The organism is Sphingomonas faeni (assembly GCF_040407565.1).
Taxonomy (GTDB): Bacteria; Pseudomonadota; Alphaproteobacteria; order Sphingomonadales; family Sphingomonadaceae; genus Sphingomonas; species Sphingomonas faeni_F.
The window spans coordinates 652850-669730 of the sequence record NZ_JAPZPR010000001.1; the positions used below are offsets into that span (position 1 = coordinate 652850).

At 64.5% G+C, this 16881-nt stretch carries 19 protein-coding genes and 1 tRNA gene; 5 read left to right on the forward strand and 15 right to left on the reverse strand.

From position 1 onward, the window contains the following. Positions 1 to 118: 118 nt before the first annotated feature. Complete coding sequence (locus tag O6Y00_RS02805; protein ID WP_056052944.1) at positions 119 to 886, reverse strand: sulfite exporter TauE/SafE family protein; 768 nt, start codon at positions 884 to 886, stop codon at positions 119 to 121. Positions 887 to 1048: 162 nt separating this feature from the next. Here O6Y00_RS02805 and epsC point away from each other — a divergent pair, with 162 nt between their 5' ends. Then, positions 1049 to 1741 carry a serine O-acetyltransferase EpsC gene (gene epsC / locus O6Y00_RS02810; RefSeq protein ID WP_056057758.1) on the forward strand — a complete coding sequence of 231 codons (693 nt, stop codon included), beginning with the start codon at positions 1049 to 1051 and terminating at the stop codon, positions 1739 to 1741. Positions 1742 to 1754: 13 nt separating this feature from the next. Then, complete coding sequence (locus tag O6Y00_RS02815; protein WP_056051400.1) at positions 1755 to 2093, forward strand: DUF2794 domain-containing protein; 339 nt, start codon at positions 1755 to 1757, stop codon at positions 2091 to 2093. 144 nt (positions 2094 to 2237) lie between these two features. Here the strand turns inward: O6Y00_RS02815 and pncB are convergent, their stop codons facing one another. After that, a complete protein-coding gene (gene pncB, locus O6Y00_RS02820; RefSeq protein WP_353441105.1) occupies positions 2238 to 3542 on the reverse strand; it encodes a nicotinate phosphoribosyltransferase in 1305 nt (434 codons plus the stop codon). Positions 3543 to 3623: 81 nt separating this feature from the next. Here pncB and O6Y00_RS02825 point away from each other — a divergent pair, with 81 nt between their 5' ends. Beyond that, complete coding sequence (locus O6Y00_RS02825) at positions 3624 to 4226, forward strand: cysteine hydrolase family protein (RefSeq protein WP_353441106.1); 603 nt, start codon at positions 3624 to 3626, stop codon at positions 4224 to 4226. 111 nt (positions 4227 to 4337) lie between these two features. On the opposite strand, the gene O6Y00_RS02830 is transcribed toward O6Y00_RS02825, so the two are convergent. The 3 genes from O6Y00_RS02830 to O6Y00_RS02840 all read right to left on the reverse strand — a co-directional run bounded on the left by O6Y00_RS02830 (position 4338) and on the right by O6Y00_RS02840 (position 6299). Further along, a complete protein-coding gene (locus O6Y00_RS02830) occupies positions 4338 to 5633 on the reverse strand; it encodes a glycoside hydrolase family 130 protein (RefSeq protein ID WP_353441107.1) in 1296 nt (431 codons plus the stop codon). A gap of 160 nt (positions 5634 to 5793) precedes the next feature. Next, on the reverse strand, positions 5794 to 6012 hold the full coding sequence (locus O6Y00_RS02835; RefSeq protein ID WP_353441108.1) for a hypothetical protein: 219 nt from the start codon (positions 6010 to 6012) through the stop codon (positions 5794 to 5796). After that, positions 6009 to 6299, reverse strand: coding sequence for a HAMP domain-containing protein (locus O6Y00_RS02840; protein WP_353441109.1), 291 nt, complete (start codon positions 6297 to 6299; stop codon positions 6009 to 6011). The genes O6Y00_RS02835 and O6Y00_RS02840 overlap by 4 nt, the downstream gene beginning before the upstream one ends. A gap of 170 nt (positions 6300 to 6469) precedes the next feature. Between O6Y00_RS02840 and O6Y00_RS02845 the strand changes: the two genes are divergently transcribed. Together O6Y00_RS02845 and O6Y00_RS02850 are read left to right on the forward strand one after the other, a co-directional pair. Beyond that, on the forward strand, positions 6470 to 6682 hold the full coding sequence (locus tag O6Y00_RS02845; protein WP_353441110.1) for a hypothetical protein: 213 nt from the start codon (positions 6470 to 6472) through the stop codon (positions 6680 to 6682). A gap of 198 nt (positions 6683 to 6880) precedes the next feature. Further along, entirely contained in the window at positions 6881 to 7138 is a 258-nt protein-coding gene (locus O6Y00_RS02850) for a hypothetical protein (protein ID WP_353441111.1), read from the forward strand. A 252-nt stretch (positions 7139 to 7390) separates the two neighbouring features. On the opposite strand, the gene O6Y00_RS02855 is transcribed toward O6Y00_RS02850, so the two are convergent. The 10 genes from O6Y00_RS02855 to O6Y00_RS02900 all read right to left on the reverse strand — a co-directional run bounded on the left by O6Y00_RS02855 (position 7391) and on the right by O6Y00_RS02900 (position 16871). Next, on the reverse strand, positions 7391 to 7969 hold the full coding sequence (locus O6Y00_RS02855) for an outer membrane protein (protein ID WP_353441112.1): 579 nt from the start codon (positions 7967 to 7969) through the stop codon (positions 7391 to 7393). 328 nt (positions 7970 to 8297) lie between these two features. Next, positions 8298 to 9992 carry a hypothetical protein gene (locus O6Y00_RS02860; RefSeq protein WP_353441113.1) on the reverse strand — a complete coding sequence of 565 codons (1695 nt, stop codon included), beginning with the start codon at positions 9990 to 9992 and terminating at the stop codon, positions 8298 to 8300. A gap of 445 nt (positions 9993 to 10437) precedes the next feature. Then, positions 10438 to 10514: transfer RNA gene (locus O6Y00_RS02865), tRNA-Arg, on the reverse strand. Between the two features lie 70 nt (positions 10515 to 10584). Further along, positions 10585 to 11265, reverse strand: a complete 681-nt coding sequence (gene nth / locus O6Y00_RS02870) for an endonuclease III (RefSeq protein WP_353441114.1) — start codon at positions 11263 to 11265, stop codon at positions 10585 to 10587. Beyond that, a complete protein-coding gene (gene dapB / locus O6Y00_RS02875) occupies positions 11262 to 12041 on the reverse strand; it encodes a 4-hydroxy-tetrahydrodipicolinate reductase (protein ID WP_353441115.1) in 780 nt (259 codons plus the stop codon). Before dapB ends, nth begins: the two co-directional genes overlap by 4 nt. 133 nt (positions 12042 to 12174) lie before the next feature. After that, positions 12175 to 12939, reverse strand: a complete 765-nt coding sequence (locus tag O6Y00_RS02880; RefSeq protein ID WP_353441116.1) for a nucleotidyltransferase family protein — start codon at positions 12937 to 12939, stop codon at positions 12175 to 12177. Further along, a complete protein-coding gene (locus O6Y00_RS02885; RefSeq protein WP_353441117.1) occupies positions 12936 to 13829 on the reverse strand; it encodes a hypothetical protein in 894 nt (297 codons plus the stop codon). Before O6Y00_RS02885 ends, O6Y00_RS02880 begins: the two co-directional genes overlap by 4 nt. Then, positions 13826 to 14893: a diacylglycerol/lipid kinase family protein gene (locus tag O6Y00_RS02890; RefSeq protein ID WP_353441118.1), complete on the reverse strand. Its 1068-nt coding sequence runs from the start codon at positions 14891 to 14893 to the stop codon at positions 13826 to 13828. Before O6Y00_RS02890 ends, O6Y00_RS02885 begins: the two co-directional genes overlap by 4 nt. Before the next feature lie 66 nt (positions 14894 to 14959). After that, positions 14960 to 15424: a DUF2141 domain-containing protein gene (locus tag O6Y00_RS02895; protein ID WP_353441119.1), complete on the reverse strand. Its 465-nt coding sequence runs from the start codon at positions 15422 to 15424 to the stop codon at positions 14960 to 14962. Between the two features lie 118 nt (positions 15425 to 15542). Continuing rightward, the gene (locus O6Y00_RS02900) at positions 15543 to 16871 is read right to left on the reverse strand and encodes a lipopolysaccharide biosynthesis protein (protein WP_353441120.1); all 1329 of its coding nucleotides are present in this window, start codon (positions 16869 to 16871) and stop codon (positions 15543 to 15545) included. Positions 16872 to 16881: the final 10 nt, after the last annotated feature.

The window sequence follows — 16881 nt, forward strand, 5'->3', positions numbered from 1 at the left end:
CCAAACCGCTTCCGTCATCCTGACGAGAGTCAGGATCCAGAGCCAAGACCGTTGTGCCCGATACTCTGGATCCTGGCGTTCGCCAGGATGACGGGAGCGAGTTTGGCGGGGGAAGGACTTAGTGCCAGATTGCGCGGTACAGGCCGAAGAGACTGGTGATCGTCAGGATCACACCGACCAGCACCATCAGCGTCTTTGCCGGCACGCGCTTCGCCAGCATCGCGCCGAACGGGGCGGCCAACACGCCGCCAATCAACAGCCCCACGGTGGCCTGCGTGAACGCCGCCCAGCCCAGCTGCGTGATGAACGTCGCCGAGATCGTCGCGGTCAGGAAGAACTCGGCCGTATTTACCGTGCCGATCGTGGTGCGCGGCGATGCGCCTTGTACGAGCAGGTTCGACGTCACCACCGGACCCCAGCCGCCACCGCCCGCCGCGTCGAGGAACCCACCGACCAGCCCGAGCGGCTCGACGATCTTCGGCTCCTTCTGCTTCGGCGGATAGCGAAGCCCACGGTACAGCAGGTACACGCCGATCGACGTCAGATACGCGAGGATGAACGGTTTCGCCGTGCTCGCGTCGATGTTCGACAGCACGTACGCGCCCAGCACGCCGCCGATCACGCCCGGAATCATCAACCGCAGGAACAGCGTCCAGTTGACGTTCTTGTGCAGCACGTGGCTGATTCCCGACACCGCGGTGGTGAAGGTCTCGACGGTATGCACGCCCGCCGACGCCGCGGCGGGTGGTACGCCGACCCACAGCAGCAGCGTGTTCGAAATCACCCCGAACGCCATCCCCAGCGCGCCATCGACGATCTGCGCGGCGAACCCGACCAGGATGAACGGCAACAGCGTCTCGAAGCTCAAGGTCGTCAAGTCGAACATCGGCATCCCCTCAATATCGCGCGCAGAGTGCAACGCGCGGGCTTATCCCACAACAAAGATAGGCTTTACCCCGATCCTGATAGGCCGACGCTGCACTTGCGCGCGGTTCTGGAAATCGGTCGTTCGATACCCTAGATACGGAAATCGCGAAGGGGACTGCGGATGTCGAGCGGATTACTGGCCTATCTGGATTCGATCCGCGCCCGCGATCCCGCTCCGCATTCGCGTGCCGAGATCATGCTCTACCCAGGCGTCTGGGCGCTCGGCTATCACCGCATCGCGCACCGCCTGTACAAGGCGAAACTCTATTTTCTCGCGCGCTGCGTCAACCACTGGTCGCGCTTCACGACCGCGATCGACATCCATCCGGGCGCGACGATCGGCCGCAACTTCTTCATCGACCACGGCTTCGTCGTGATCGGCGAGACCGCGGAGATCGGCGACGACGTCACGATCTACCAGTGTGTCACGCTCGGCGGCACCAGCCCCGATAACGGCGTGCAGGGCAAGCGCCACCCGACCATCTCCGACGGCGCGATCATCGGATCGGGTGCGCAGGTACTGGGCCCGATCACGCTCGGCAAGCGCTCGCGGGTCGGCGCCAACGCGGTCGTCACGCGCGACGTGCCTGCGGGCACGACGGTGGTCGGCATTCCCGCGCGCGCGACGACGATCGAGGGCGGCAACGCGCCCGAGGTGCCGCGCTTCGTGCCCTACGGTACGCCGTGCAGCGAGATGTTCGATCCGGCGACGCAGAAGATGGAGATCATGCGCTGCGAGCTGGAGACGATGCGCAAGCGGCTCGATGCGCTGCTCGCCGACGAGCATCCAGAGGACCGCCGCGACCGCGCATGATGGTGAGTAACTGATGGGCGTCGTACCTTTCCCCACACCGTCCAAGGCAACGCAGGTCGGCTTCGAACGCCTTGAGCTTAACCGGATCCTGGACCTTTACGGCCGCATGGTCGCAGCGGGCCACTGGCGCGACTATGCGATCGATCTCGGCAAGGACGCCGCAGTCTTCGCCGCCTTCCGCCGCGCCGCCGAACGCCCCGAGTTCCGGATCGAGAAACGCCCGTCGCTGCGTAACAAGCAGGGGATGTGGGCGCTGATCGGCGAGGCCGGCGCGGTGGTGAAGCGCGGGCATGAACTCGGACCAGTGCTGGCGCCAGTCGAGCGCCGTTTCATGAAACTGGTCGAGGACTAGGCAGAGAATGTCCGATCCCCCCCGCAAGGGGGAGGTGGCAGGCGCTTGCCTGACGGAGGGGGCGGAAAGGGAAACTACCGTTCCGTGTCCCCCCCTCCGTCACCTTCGGCGACACCTCCCCCTGGCGGGGGAGGATCGATAGGGTTACACCAACACCGGTGCGGTCTCGCGGTCTGCTTCGCCGAACACCCGCAGGTACCGCGCAATTTCGCTCGGTTCGCCGGTCGCCTTGGCCGGATTATCCGACAGCTTAACCGCCGGCCGGCCGTTCGCCGCGATCACCTTGCAGACCAGCGAGATCGGCTCCAGCGCCGCCGCGCCATCGGGATCGCAGCCGCGGAAGTCGTTGGTCAGGTTGGTCCCCCAGCCGAAGCTCATCCGCACGCGACCATGAAAATGGCGGTAAACCTGCTCGATAGTGTCGATGTCCATCCCGTCGGAGAAGATCAGCAGCTTGGTCTTCGGATCGACGCCCTGTTCCTCCCACCAGCGGATGATCTGCTCGCCGCCCGCGATCGGCGGCGCGCTGTCGGGACGGAAGCCGGTCCATTCCGCCAGCCAGTGCGGCGCATTGCGCAGGAACGCCGTCGTCCCGAATGCATCGGGGAGGGCAATCAGCAGATTGCCGTTATAATGTTGCCGCCAATGCTCGAGCACGCGGTACGGCGCTTCGGCAAGCTCGGCGTCACTGTTCGCCAGCGCGGCGGTCACCATCGGCAGCTCGTGCGCGTTCGTACCGATCGCCTCCAGGTCGGCGTCCATCGCCAGCAGCACGTTCGAGGTACCGATGAACCGGTCGCCGAGCCCTTCCTTCAGCGCCTCGACGCACCAGCGCTGCCACAGGAAGCCGTGCCGCCGCCGCGTGCCGAAGTCCGACAGCACCAGGTCGGGTAGTTCGCGCAGCCGCTCGACCTTCTCCCACAGCTTGGCCTTGGCGCGCGCGTAGACGATATCGAGCGCGAACCGGCCGCGATCACGCAGCGCCGCGCGCGATTTCAGTTCATTGATGATGGTCAGCGCAGGGATTTCCCACATCGTCGTGTGGCTCCAAGGCCCTTCGAAATGCAGTTCATACTGCCCGTCGACCTTGCGCAGATCGTAGGCGGGCAACTGGAACTCCGCGAGCCACGCGAGGAACTCAGGCCCGAACATCTTCTGCCTGCCGTAGAAGCTGTTGCCCGCGAGCCAGATCAGCTCCTTCTTCGCGAACCGCAGCGTCCGCGCATGATCGAGCTGCGCGCGCAGTTCGGCCTCGTCGACGATCTCCGCGAGCCGCACCGTCTTGCTTCGATTGATCAGTGCGAAGGTGGCGCTGACGTCGGGATACACCTGACGAATCATCTGCAACATCAACAGCTTGTAGAAATCGGTATCGAGCAGGCTCCGCACGATCGGATCGAGCCGGAAATTGTGATTGTACGTCCGGGTGGCGATATCGGTCACGGCCATGCGTATGGGCTCCTGCGTTGTTGCGGTGCGGGTGTCCGAGAAGACGCGTTTGTGTCAAGCAGCGGGCAAAGGAGACGGGCGATGGCGCGGTTCGTGGTCGTGGTGGATACGCAGTGGGATTTCATGGCAGAGGACGGCGCGCTCAGCGTGGCGGGGGCCGACGCACTGGTCGCGCCGATGCAGGCGTGGCTGTCGGGTCTCAGCCCCAGTGATGTTACAGGCGTGCTGTTCACCTTCGACACGCATTTCGTCGAGACCTATGCCGCATCGCCCGAAGCGCAGATGTTCCCGATCCACTGTGTCCGCGGCACGCGAGGGTGGTCCAACGTGCTCGACGTCGCGCTGGTCGACCCGGCGATCCCGGCGTGGCGGATCGAGAAGGGCGTGTTCGACATGTGGGCCGAACCGGGCTTGGCGATCGAAGACGCCCGCGACGCGAGCAAGCCAACGATCCTGCGCGAAGACTTTTTCGCAGCGCTGGTCGCGAACGGCGTCACCGACGTCACGGTGATCGGCGTCGCGGCGGATTACTGCGTCCGCTGGGCCATCGAAGGCCTGATCGCGCGCGGCTTCACGGTGACCGTCCCGGCAGGCCTCACGCGCGGGATCGAACGGCAGATCGACGTGGTCGCCGCAGAGGATTTTGCCGGTGCGCGGCTGGTTGTCGAGCCAGTCCTCGCATAAGCCGGCATCCCCAAGTCCAGCGATGCTCTTCCCCCTTGTTCTCCCGCGAAGGCGGGAGCCCAGGCTGGACCCCCGCCTCCGCGGGGGAACATGCTTTCACGCTGCCGGCGTTCACGCCATCGCCGCGAGCAATCGCCCGACCTCGACCGTCGCGAACGAGGCGAAATTGTCCGCGACGCCGAATGGCAGCAACAGCGTGCGGCCATGGACGATCCCGCCGCAACTGTAGACGACGTTGGGCACATAGCCGTCGCGCTCCTTGGGGCTCGGGACGATCAGCGGATCGGTCATCCGCGCGAGCAACCTGGTCGGGTCGTGCTTGTCGAGCAGGCACGCGCCGATACAATAGTTGCGGACGCTGCCGACGCCATGCGTCAGCACCAGCCAGCCCTCGTCGATTTCGATCGGCGATCCGCAATTGCCCATCTGGATATATTCCCAGGGCCATTTTGGCGCGACGATTTTGGTGCCGCCTTCCCATGTCAGCAGATCGTCGGACGTCAGGTACCAGATATTCTCGTTATCCTGCCGGCCGATCATAGCATAGCGCCCGGCGATCTTCCGCGGGAACAGCGCCATGCCCTTCGTGCCGGCCACCGAACCGCGCATCGGCTGCATCTCGAAATTCTGGAAATCCTCCGCGCGCAGCAGTTCGCAGCGCGTTTCGGAGCCGCTGAACGCGGTGTAGGTTCCAAAATACTCGATTTCGCCGTCATTCTCGAATCGGACGAGACGCATGTCCTCGATCCCCTGGCGCTGGCTCGGCAGGATCGGGAACAGCACGGTCTCGGACAGGTCGCGACTGCCGCCGCAGCGCAGCCGGGTCGGGCCGCCGTCCGATGCGCCCTGATCGCCGGGCTCGATCCGTGGCGGCACCGCGGTCGGGCTGACGGGGTCGACCATGAACCCGGCGCTCGCCGACCAACTGCCGGTACGGAACGTGACCGAGGACACATGGCCCTCGCCTATTCCCCGCAGCGACAGAATGAAACGCAGGCCGTCCGCGGGCGCAGCGGTCTGGTCCGGGGCCAGGACCATGCTCGGATTGAACAGCGCAGCAGCCTCGAACGAATATTCCTCGCTCAGATACGCGCCGATCAGCAGGCGCTGATCGCGATCGATCGTCCGCGGATCATGCAGCACCGTCATCACCTCGTCGAACCTGTGCAGCAGCAGGTCGTCAACATCGCGGTGGCGTTCGTCGAGCGACACCGTCACCCTGCGGCGCTCGACGTGAAGTTCGTCGGGCGTGAGCGACAACACGCGGTCGATCACGCGCCCGGCGCGGGGATGGCCGTCGACCTTGAACGCGCCGGGATATTCGACGTTGAACGGCCGGATCACGGTCCGCGACGGATCGGGCCTCAACTGGATATGGGAAAAGGCGACGAGACCGGTGTCGGCCATGATGGGCTCCACGCAAGGCGCGGAATGGCGCCTACCCAACAGGACGCCGAAATCGAACGGAAGGCCAGACGAAAGCGAGTAGTTCGGCCATCACGGGAGCGGATCGGTCATTGTATCCAAACGCCGCGGACAAATAGTCCCGCCACAAGGAATATCCGATTTACCGGCGGGGCCGCGATGCAGCTACGATGATCGTCACGGCCGGCCGAACATGCGCTCGGTCATCATACGCCACGCTCGCGACACCGCGACGTTCGGGGCGAGCCGATCCAGCGCTCGCCAGCAGGCGGCGCGGCGCGGCGATCTCCGCGAACTCGTGGGCGACGCTTTCCGCGAGCGATCGCAGGTCGAGCTGCTCGCGGCGGACGTGGCGCGTCATGTTGCGGACGACGCCATCGCCGATCCGATCCGTGCGCGCATATCCTTGATGTCGGCTTCGCTCGATACGCGGATATCGTCGGCCGCGTCTTCCAGGCGAAGCGGCAGCCGCGTCGATGGCGTGCGCAGATCGTGCGCGACTGCGGCGATCAAGGGCGTACGATCCTCGACATAGCGGTTGAGCCGCTCCCGCATCAGGTTGAACGCGCTGGCGGCCTCGCCGACTTCGGGCGGTCCTGTAAGCGGCAGGGGATCGGTACGCGGGTCGTTGCCACGCGCTGCCGCCACTGGCCCGCGCAACCGTCACGAAAGCCGCCCGCCCGCGCAACCGCGACCAATGCGTCGAGATCGCCGCTTTCCGTCGACATTGTGCGCTCTCCGGATCAGCGTGTGCCGATCTCCCCTGTTATCGTGAAATGCCCGTCGGCCCCTATGCAGGATCCGATCTCGAGGACCGCATGACCGATATCACCACTGCCGAGACGTTCGCGCTCGGCAATCTCACCGTGAGCCGCCTCGGCTATGGCGTGATGCACGTGGCCGGACCCGACGTGTTCGGGGCACCCAAGGATCACGACGGGGCGATCGCCGTGCCGCGCGCCGCAGGGGCGCAGGTGTCGACCCTATCGACACGAGCGATTTCTCCGCTCCTCAAGTCACCAATTGCCTGATCCGATCGTCTGCAGGAGAATTTGGCGGCAACGCAGCCCAACTTGCTTGCGAACGCCGTCGCCGCGCTCGATCGCATCGGTACGGCCGACTGCAATCGGTCGCGCCTAGTCCGTACGGGAGGGCTCGCTTCGGTGTCGAACGCCGCCCGGCGCGATCCTGCATTCCCGTGGAACGCGGCACCGTCTATTGCACGCTCCATGCCGAGGAAACGCTATCTGACCGCTACCTTGCCCGATGGTTATGTGAAGACGATCGGCCCGACGTCCGTGCCGTTCACGCATTACTGGCGGATCGTCGCGGTGCTCGCCAACGGCAAGACCGAGGTCTTCTGGGGCCACGCAAAGTCGCTCGCCGAAGCCCGGAAAAAGCGCACTGCCCTGGCCGACGCCGCAACCCAGCGCGGCTGGCTACGCCATGACTTCGAGATCGTGGCGTTGGAGGTAACCGAGCGCTGACCCTGTTCGCAGCAGGCTCGTCGGAAGCTTCGAACCGATCTAGGATCCGGCCGGGTCCCCAGGATCGCTCCGCACTTCTTCCGAGCGTTGGCCATCGGGGATGACCGATGCGAGCGCCGTATGTAGCGTTGGGATAGGGAGCGTTCTCCAGCGTTGCCACCGCCCCGAACGTGGCATCCTCGTCGCGATCCCTACCACCACGTCAAATAGAAAGACGGCGCACCCCGTGAGGTGCGCCGTCCTGTCGATCAATCAGAAGCGAAGGCCGAAACCACCGAGGAGGTTCTGGCGCGAGGTGTGACCATGGTAGTTGGAGTATTTATATTCCGCACTGACATAGACGTTGCGGGTAAACGAATACTCGGCACCCCCGCCCAGTTGGTAGCCATCCGTACCGTATCGATTGTCGAACCCGGTTCCACCGGCGGGATCGCCCGTGAACGTCTTGCGTTGGTGATCGTTGACGTAGCCGCCCTTGGTGAAAATCAGAAAGTCAGGTGTCGCTAGATAGCCGACCCGGACCGCAGCGCCGATCTCTCGCCGTGTACGCGTACAGACCTGACCGCCCCGAACGCCGCTCGCGCAGCTTCTGCCGTTTGTCTTTAGGTAGCTGACCTCGGGCCCGATAACGATTTTTTCACCGATGGTGCCGTCCCAACCTGCGGCGCCCCCATAGGTGAAACGATCGTCGTGACGCCCATTGGCCTGGAAACGGTCTGCGCCAGCTTTTGCCTCGACACGGAAGCCTCGGAAAGTCGTGACCTGCGCAGAAACCGAAGATCCGCACATAATCAGTGTGATAGCACTCAGGCTCACCGTATTTATTCGCATAGAACTGCCCTCCCCATTTATTCAATCGAACCGAATCGGTTTAACGTCTGCGAATATCCAACGAATTAGGACGAATTGCGACGGTAAAACGACTCGGCGATTTCCGGGAGCAGTGACGAATGTCTTAATCTCTTGCTAAACGAGCTACATTCGAGGATTTGAAATGCCGAAATTGTAAGGGATCGAGTAAGGCGCAGCGACCTCGGTCATTGTAGACTTGACTACTTCAGCCCGACGGGGACCGTTCACCAACGGGCGGCCGGCCCTCCTTTTGCGTCGATCACGGAGCGTTGATATAAATCAATTTTGTAAATTACAATTTGCCAATCTAACTATGGAGCCCTTGCCAATTTTTCAGAGAGTCAAGTATTCTCTGTAAAATATCATCAAAATCCAATTTTATATTTTCCAGATTTGGCCGGTTGTCGTTGATCGATCTTCTTTCACCGGAGCTAACGCTGGAGCCAATTACATATTTTGGGACGAGAATATTTTCTACTTCCCAACAGCCGGGCCGGCGGTCGGGTCTTGTAGTCAGGATATTCGGTCCGGAATAAATTATTCCATCGCCTTGGGAAAACCATCCGACCTTATGTTGCGTAGAGCCAATTGGCGTTACATAAACTGCGGTTTTTGCCGCGAATACCAGCGCCTGATCCAGCTTTTGTCCAACGAGATTTGTTATAATGGCAGACGGCGGGGATGATTTTATTATCGATCTCGCGATATCACCAATATCCTGAATGGCGGTCTGCCACTTTTGGCTGATATTGTCTTCGCCGACAGGGTAGTTGAATCCGTCAAGAACAAACTGCGCACGCGGTTCCTTGGCGAGAATCTGCGCGATGAGCAGCGGTATTTCCTCGGCTTGATCTGCCCAGGAGCGAGAGCCAACTCTGAGACCGAACCAAACGTAGGGAACATCTGTCGCCGGCAACGTGGCGGCGGACGCGGCGCTGGTTTTCAACAAGCGCTGTTTGAGCATCTCAGTAATAAAGTACCCACCAGTCTGGAACAGCAGCGACGATGGGTCGAACGGATTCAAGCTGTGGATCGCCGCCCGCGGCGAATGGGTGTGACGGTCTGAAAATTCTGGAAATATATTCGTGAATCTACCAAGAAACTCCGAGCCGAACGTCTGTAGTTCATCGATATTCGCACTATGTCCACCCCGTACTATTTTCTCGATACCAGGGTAGAAGTTCCATATGTGGTGCGCGGGATTTTCGATTTGCCCGGCCATGAGAACTAACTTCGACTTATGGATCGTGGCTTCTGCCATCGCCATCGATTTTGCGAAGTCTTCGTTATGGTCGGCCAGGCGTTTTACCTGGGCTGCGAACGTCGTTGCCAGGACGTCAGGGCTCAGAATCTTTTTGTTGCCCGCGCGCAGGTCGATTATGAGCCGCCTTGCCGGCACATAGATGGCGCTGGCTTTGTGCCCTGCGCCACCCGTCAGCAGATAATAGGGTTCCATCCCGCCAAACAGGTAAACGCCGCGTCCATACGTATGGTAGGAATCTCGCGCGGCTCTTTCGAGCCCGGTTGCGAGATCGGGTACGCGAAGTTCTTTCGCGCTGATGGCCCGGTCCTGAAACGCGCAAAACTTTTCCGTGCTCAACACGACGTCACGTGCAGTTTGAGACGCGTAGTTCGCCTCGGCCAGCCAGACAGGCAAATCACCTTGCGAGAAATTGATGAGACGCGCGGCATCGGCGCGGACTCGTTGCCAGTCGATGAGCGGATCCTCGGGCGGGCGGGATACGGCCAGAGTTGGAGAAAAGGTCTCGGAAAACGCGTCGGATGCAAGAAGATATAGCCGGTGGAGCTGGCTCGGGAGCAGGGAAACTTCCCGGCATATTGACTCGCTCACGCCCTCGGCATGGGCGTGCGATTGCCAAACCGCGTCGATCGCGGCGTACTCTTCGGACTGACGAAAACTCTGGACGATGTCAGGGGCTGCCGCGGACGCCGCGTCATACCCTTGACTGTCTGTCGCCAGCTCGATCCACTCAGTTTGCATGCGACACCTTTTTCTTGGCCATGCTCAGCGCACCGCCTCGCAGGCGTCCTACGGCACGTTGAGAGCGCTGAAAACACAAGTCGAGAGGATCCCGACCATGGGCGAATCATAGTTTTGCGCCCGTGTGACGATTCGGTCCCGCCATAAACGCGGTATCGGATCCTCGCGATCAGCGAGTTGTTTCAAGCGTGCAAGGCATAAGTCGAAACGCTTCTAGCATGATGGAGCCTCAAGCGTTTCGCCGCTACGAATACCGATGACAGTTTGCTGGTACCTGCCGACCTGAACCACTCGACCGGCGCGCGCAAATATATCCACCGGCGTCATTAATCGTCTTCGTGCTATTGAGTGCGCGTTAATGGATTATGACTGCAAAGTTCGACGTCGGCGCGACGCGGCAACGCGATCCATACTTGCAGTCGCGTAAATCGCCAAGCCGAAAAACTGGTGCACCCGACTGGATTCGAACCAGTGGCCTCTGCCTTCGGAGGGCAGCGCTCTATCCAGCTGAGCTACGGGTGCCTGAATGTTGCGCCTAGCAAAGCCGCTCCCCGGACGCCAGTCGTTTTCTGTCCTCGGCGCGACGCGACGATCAGGAGCTTGGGCGGTGCACCGCGGCGACCGCAGCCTTGGGTTTTGGCGCGGGCGTCTTGGCCTTGAACGCGCATAGATCCGCGACGATGCACCGCCAGCATTCGGGCGTGCGCGCCTTGCAGATATAGCGGCCGTGCAGGATCAGCCAGTGATGCGCATGGAGCCGGAACGGCTGGGGGGTCGCCTTGTCGAGCTTGAGTTCGACCGCAAGCGGGGTCTTGCCGCGGGCGAGGCCGGTGCGGTTGCCGACCCGGAAGATGTGCGTGTCGACCGCGAACGTCTCCGCGCCGAACGCGACGTTGAGCACGACGTTGGCCGTCTTGCGGCCTACGCCGGGCAGGCGTTCGAGCGCCGCGCGATCGTTCGGCACCGCGCCGCCAAACTCGTCGATCAGCATCTGCGAGAGCGCGATGACGTTCTTCGCCTTGGTATTGAACAGCCCGATCGTCCTGATGTGCTGCTTCAACGCGTCGAGCCCGAGCGCGACCATCTTTTCCGGCGTGTCGACCTCGCGGAACAGGGCGCGCGTCGCCTTGTTGACGCCGATGTCGGTCGCCTGCGCGGACAATGCGACGGCCACGACGAGCGTATAGGGATTGACGAATTCGAGCTCGGTTTCGGGATGCGGGTCGGCTTCCGCCAGGCGCGCATAGAACGCGACGACGTCGGCCTTGTTCACAGGCCGAGCACGTCGCCCATCCGGTAGCGTCCGGCCGGCTGCCCCGCGAGCCATACCGCCGCGCGCACGGCTCCTCGCGCGAAAATGCTGCGATCGTCGCCGCGGTGGTTGAGTTCGATCCGCTCGCCCTCGCCGGCGAAGATCACGCTGTGATCGCCGATCACCGATCCGCCGCGCAAGGATGCAAAGCCGATCGTGCCCTCGCTGCGAGCACCCACCAGGCCGGCACGGCTGTCGACGCGCAGTTCCAGCAACGACGTGCCGCGGCCCTTGGCGGCCGCTTCGCCGAGCAGGAGCGCGGTGCCCGATGGCGCGTCCACCTTGTGACGATGATGCATCTCGACGATCTCGATATCCCAGTCCGGGCCGAGGCGGGCGGCCGCGTCGCGCACCAGGATGCCGAGCAGCGTGACGCCGAGCGAGGTGTTGCCGGTCTGCAGCACGGCGATGTCGGCGGCGGCATCGTCGATCAGCGACTGGTGGTGCGGCGACAGGCCGGTGGTGCCGATGACGATCCCGGTGCCCGCCGCACGCGCCGCGGCGAGATGGGCCTCGATCGCGGAGGCGGTGGAGAAATCGACCAGCACGTCGGCGATTCCGGCGAGCGGGGCGGGATCCTCGCCCGCATCGACTCCGCCGGCCAATGTCGCGCCCGCAGCCTCGATCGCGTCGACGATCGCGCGACCCATCCGGCCGGCACTGCCGTAGATGCCGATCGCGGGCTGGAGGGCAGGGGCGGGGCGGTCCGGCAGGGTTGAGAGCGTCGTCGTTTGCATCGTGCGACCCTGCCACAAAACCGCTGCGCGGGGCAGGGTGGATCGCAATAGGCGTGATTTAATCGGGGCGGGCCGTGGCGTCCGGCTTTGCGATCATGCCCCCACCGTGATGGTCCGGCATCCCCTGGCAGCGTCAGCCGGTCGACAGCGTCCGGACGAGATCGAGATCGGACGGCTTGTCGACATCGACCGCGGCCAGACCGAACGGGCTGGCCACCGCCGCCGCCTCGAGTCCGGCGAGCCGGCCGAGATGCGCGATCGCCTCGACCAGCGTCAGCCGACCCGACAGATAGCGCAGCAGCGTGCCGATCCCGAGCCGCCGCACGATCCGCCACGGTCGCTTGCGGTCGGCCTCGACCTGCGCCCACAGGTCGAGCGCAGCGACCGAGCGCGGGGTGGCGAACTGGAACAGGTTGCACCCCGACCAGGCGCCGTCCGCGAAGCGCAGATAGGTGCGCGCGGTGCCGGGGGCGGCGACCTCAATCACGTCGCGCCGGGCGAGCAGGGCGGCGACGTCGGCGGTGGCCGGCGTATCGGCGCGGAACCGGCGAATCCAGTCGGGCTGGAGCAGCGCGTGATCCGCGGTGGTGACGAGCAACGGCGTGCCGAGCGCGACGATTCCCGCGCGAACGCTGAGGCTCGGGCCGGTCGCGGCGTTGAGCACGGTCAGACCAAGCGCGGCCGCTTCCGCCCCCACCGCATCGTCGGATACCGAGACGGCGATGTGGGTGGCGCCGGCGTCGCGCAACGCCTGCGCGACGCGCGCGAGCAGCGTCCGGTCGTCGAGCACGATCAGCGCCTTGTGCGCTACCCTCGCATAGGTCGCGACCGGATCGACGCCGCCGCGCGAGCCGGCGAGGATCAGCGCGTTGAAACCGGTCGTCATGGTCGTGCTCATGCCGTCTGCGACCGCGCACGCCAGACGCGCCAGAACACGCCGGGCGCAGCCAGGATCGGATGCTTCTCGCGCCACGGTGTCAGCGGCACGACGACCCCGGTATGCCGCTCGACCTTCCAGATGCCGTAGCGTGCCGCGCCTTCGAACGTGAACGCCGCGCGGACCAGGCGGGCGATGTTGAGCGGCTTCCCGGCCCGCCGCCGCCGCCCCCACTTAGTGAGCAGCGCGCGACGGGCTGCCGGGGCGATCTCGGGTTTCAGCACACCCGCTTCATCGCGAAAGGCGATGCCGTCCGCGGTCCAGGCGAGCGGCAGGAGTGCGTCGTAGCGGGCGGGATCGAAGCCCAAGATCTGGCCCTCGCGGCCTTTGCGTTCGACGCGCAGCTCGGCGGCATAGGTCTGGCGGAACAGCGCGCGCCAATAATCGTCGGCAGTCCCGGTTTCGGGGCCGAGCGCGGCGGCGAAGCGTGCTGCCGATATCGCCGCATCGCCGATCGCAGCGGCCACCATGTTCGCCGTCGCCGGATCGCGTACCCATACCAGCGCGGCGGGCTGGACGAAGCGGGTCCAGATCGTTGTGTCGAGAGTCTGCGCCGCCGCCGCCTTCGCAAACGTCGCCAGCCGCATCGTCGCGATCTTCGCGCGCAGCGTGTCGCCGTGCAGCCAGAACTCGCGGTAGCTGACGGTCGGCCAGATGCCGCGCTCGGGCGGGCCGGCGGTCAGCACGTAGAAGTCGAGCACACCCTCGGTCTCGCCGGTGCGCAGGTTCGATCCGTAGAACAGCACCGCGACGACATCGGGACCTTCCGCCAGCGTCGCCGCGACATTGCGGACTGCGGGGATGGTCGGGACGTGCAACTGGCGGCAGACGACGTCGCCGAGCGTAATCACGGAACGACGAAACTAAGCTGGCGCGCCGCCCGGACGGTCAGGTCGCCACCCGGATAGACTTCGCCGTCGAGGATGAAGCCCGACTCGATCGACAGGTCGAAGCTCGGCGAATCGATCCGATGGTAGCCCGCGCGATCGAGCCATGCGGCGGGCGACCCGGCGACGATCAGCGGCGTCGCGGCGGCGAGCCACCGCGGCGGTGCATCGACCACCAGCGTCTTCAGCCCCGCCCGTGGCACGCCGAACGGACGAATGCCGATCGGCATCCGCTTCAGCGTCGAGGCAAGCAGGATGTAGCGCGCGCGGTCGGTCTCGGTATTCTTTCCGGCGGCATGCACGCCCTCGTCGCCGCGCGAATCGAATCGGATCCGCATCCGGTTGCCCGCGCGCCACGCGCTGTTGGCGCCGCCGAACAGCGTCTGCAGGATCGCCCAGCACAGGGCCAAGCCCACCGCGACGCCGTTGAAGGCGCCCGCACGATGCGTGCGCTGCGCCAAGGCGGTCGCATCGACGAACGCGCCCGCGCCCAGCAGGAATCCGCAGAGCTTGGCGCCGGTGTCCTTGCGGATCACCTCGATCGGGCTACGCGACTTGACGCGACCATGCCGCGCAGCCGTCAATGCCTGGTCGAGTGTCCAGTCGTCGGGAATGCCGAGATCGAGCGCGAGCGCGTTGGTCTTGCCCGACGGCACGATCGCCACGCGGGGAGCGGCCCCCGTCCAGACGCGCGCCGCTGCAGTCATCACGTCGCGGATCGTGCCGTCGCCGCCGTCGATCACGAGCAGCTCGATGCCGTGGCGCGCGAAATCCGTCAGCACGTCGGCGAGTTCGGCCTGGGTGCGCGGCGTCACCGCCAGCACGGTGCCCGACAGGAACGGCTTGGTCGCCTCGACGCTGCTACGGTTGCGGTGACTTTTCGGATTGCAGATGATGCCGGTGCGAATCTTCGCCGCCGCCTCGCGCGGGCTCACGCCGACCGGATCCGACACGATATCGGGCAGCCAGCCCGGCGGCGACAGCGTGGGACCTTTGAAGGCCTGAAAGTTGGATACGGCATCGGCCACAATACAAGTTACCCGTCACGGCATGGAACCGCTACAAATTTATGTCGAATTTGCGTCGGTTTCGTCTCAGCGACGATAGCGCATCTTCATCCGCACGACGGTTCCCCCCGCAGACAACGCAAATCGCGCCGAATCGAAGGAGGGGAGGCCGATCGAGGTCGGCGCGTCGTTGGAGAAGCCGAAGCCCTCCTTCGGCGCGAACAGCGTCCGGTTGAAATTATGGTCGCTGTTCTCGTCGTGATATTGCGCGATCGCGTAATAACCGGGCTTCAGCCAGAAACAGGCGCGCGGGGCGGCGGCGGAGACGCGGGCGCGGACCAGCTTGCCGCCCTTCGACAGGAACCGTGATTTGTCGTCGGGATAGACGGTGAACGCGACCTGGCCGACCGCGTTGTGCATCGCCGTCGCTTCGAGGACCAGCTTGGCATTGCCGTTGCCGGGCGTGCCTTCGCACATGTCGGCAGCCTGCGCCGCACAGGGCGCAAGGAGCGTGGTTGCCGCAACGACGGCCAAGGACAGGGGATAGTTCATCGACAGACCAAGACCCGCAAAACATGGCGATAGCGCGGCGGGGGCATGACATTTGCGACGTGAACGAGGCGTTTATCACCACCTGCGTGGTCGTGCGGCATATCGTTGCGGGCGAACTCTAGTCGATCGTCCGCGTCATCCGGGCCGCTGCCAGGCCCAGCAGGATCGCGACCGCGACCGAGCCGGCCGCCACCGCTGCGGCCACACCGGTCGATCCATAGGCGGGCATGAACGTGAACGCCGCTGCGAAAAGCAGTACGACGCCGACAGCGCGGATCGCGAAGACGGTGCCCGCACGGTGCAGCGCGGTCATCACCGTATCGAGGCTGACGGTCGCGAGATCGAAGCATCCCGCCGCCGCCAGCCACAGCAGCACCGGATAGGCATGGGCGAACGATTTGCCGCCGACCAGCTTCAGGATTGGCTCGCCCACCAGCGCGACGATGACAAGGATCACGAGCGCGGCTGCCGTGCTCGCCAGCATCGTCCGCCAGAGGATACGGCGCAGCCGCGACGGTTCTGCGGTGCGGACCGCCCGCACTATTTCGGGGAAGGCTGCGCGCGACATCATCTGCGACAGCTTGGCGAGCGCCTGCGCCAACTGGGTCGCCAGCCGGAATGCGCCCGCCGCTGCCGGCCCGATCGACGCGCCGACCAGCAGCAACGGAATTTGCTTGCTCGACAGGCCCAATGTCGCGCTGGCGTTGGTGCTCAGCGAGAAGCGGACGATCCCGGGGTTCTCGTCGCGCACCTGCCGCCATGTGCCACGCCCGCGCGACAGCAGCCGCAGGTCGCCGCTTTTCGCGACCATGATCCAGTAGGTCGCGGCAGTGACGATCTCGGCGACCGCCCAGGCTAGCATGAAGCCACGGATCGTCGGTTCGAAGAGTATCGCTGCGCCGGCGCCGACGAACCGCATGATCGGCGTCATGCTGTCCGCCACCGCCGACAGCGAGAATTTGTCGCGTAGCCTAAGGATCCCAAGCGGAGTCGAGCGGATCGTCACGAGTTGCACCACCGCGAACATCAGCGTGTCGCGCATCAGGTCGGGCGGGATGCCAAAACCGTCGCTCCACGCATACAGGATCCCGACACTGAGCACCGCGCCAACCAGCGCGCTGCTCAGATCGAGCAGCGCCGAGAGTCGGAACAGCCGGGCCAGCCGGGGCGTGTCGTCGTGCTGGATCGGCTCGACGCCGTATTGGACGATGATCTGCCACGTCTGGAACCCGACGAACGTCGCCAGCGCCTGCGCCGCGCCGCTGATCAGCGCGAACCGGCCGAAATCGACCACACCCAGCGTGCGCGTAGCAAAGCCGAGATAGAAGAGCGACAGGATCGCGAGCACGCTGCGACTGGCGAGGAGCCAGCCGAGATTGCGCGCCGCGGCCCGGAAGATGCCGGTGGTCCCGGCACGAGCGGGTGTAGGAGCGGGGTCCTGGACCATAAGTCACCGG

What these genes read in the sequence shown, in the direction of transcription:
- O6Y00_RS02805 (WP_056052944.1), bottom strand. Translation starts at nt 886, where the DNA reads ATGTTCGACTTGACGACCTTGAGCTTCGAGACGCTGTTGCCGTTCATC.
- epsC (WP_056057758.1), top strand. Translation starts at nt 1,049, where the DNA reads ATGTCGAGCGGATTACTGGCCTATCTGGATTCGATCCGCGCCCGCGAT.
- O6Y00_RS02815 (WP_056051400.1), top strand. Translation starts at nt 1,755, where the DNA reads ATGGGCGTCGTACCTTTCCCCACACCGTCCAAGGCAACGCAGGTCGGC.
- pncB (WP_353441105.1), bottom strand. Translation starts at nt 3,542, where the DNA reads ATGGCCGTGACCGATATCGCCACCCGGACGTACAATCACAATTTCCGG.
- O6Y00_RS02825 (WP_353441106.1), top strand. Translation starts at nt 3,624, where the DNA reads ATGGCGCGGTTCGTGGTCGTGGTGGATACGCAGTGGGATTTCATGGCA.
- O6Y00_RS02830 (WP_353441107.1), bottom strand. Translation starts at nt 5,633, where the DNA reads ATGGCCGACACCGGTCTCGTCGCCTTTTCCCATATCCAGTTGAGGCCC.
- O6Y00_RS02835 (WP_353441108.1), bottom strand. Translation starts at nt 6,012, where the DNA reads ATGACGCGCCACGTCCGCCGCGAGCAGCTCGACCTGCGATCGCTCGCG.
- O6Y00_RS02845 (WP_353441110.1), top strand. Translation starts at nt 6,470, where the DNA reads ATGACCGATATCACCACTGCCGAGACGTTCGCGCTCGGCAATCTCACC.
- O6Y00_RS02850 (WP_353441111.1), top strand. Translation starts at nt 6,881, where the DNA reads ATGCCGAGGAAACGCTATCTGACCGCTACCTTGCCCGATGGTTATGTG.
- O6Y00_RS02855 (WP_353441112.1), bottom strand. Translation starts at nt 7,969, where the DNA reads ATGCGAATAAATACGGTGAGCCTGAGTGCTATCACACTGATTATGTGC.
- O6Y00_RS02860 (WP_353441113.1), bottom strand. Translation starts at nt 9,992, where the DNA reads ATGCAAACTGAGTGGATCGAGCTGGCGACAGACAGTCAAGGGTATGAC.
- dapB (WP_353441115.1), bottom strand. Translation starts at nt 12,041, where the DNA reads ATGCAAACGACGACGCTCTCAACCCTGCCGGACCGCCCCGCCCCTGCC.
- O6Y00_RS02880 (WP_353441116.1), bottom strand. Translation starts at nt 12,939, where the DNA reads ATGAGCACGACCATGACGACCGGTTTCAACGCGCTGATCCTCGCCGGC.
- O6Y00_RS02895 (WP_353441119.1), bottom strand. Translation starts at nt 15,424, where the DNA reads ATGAACTATCCCCTGTCCTTGGCCGTCGTTGCGGCAACCACGCTCCTT.
- O6Y00_RS02900 (WP_353441120.1), bottom strand. Translation starts at nt 16,871, where the DNA reads ATGGTCCAGGACCCCGCTCCTACACCCGCTCGTGCCGGGACCACCGGC.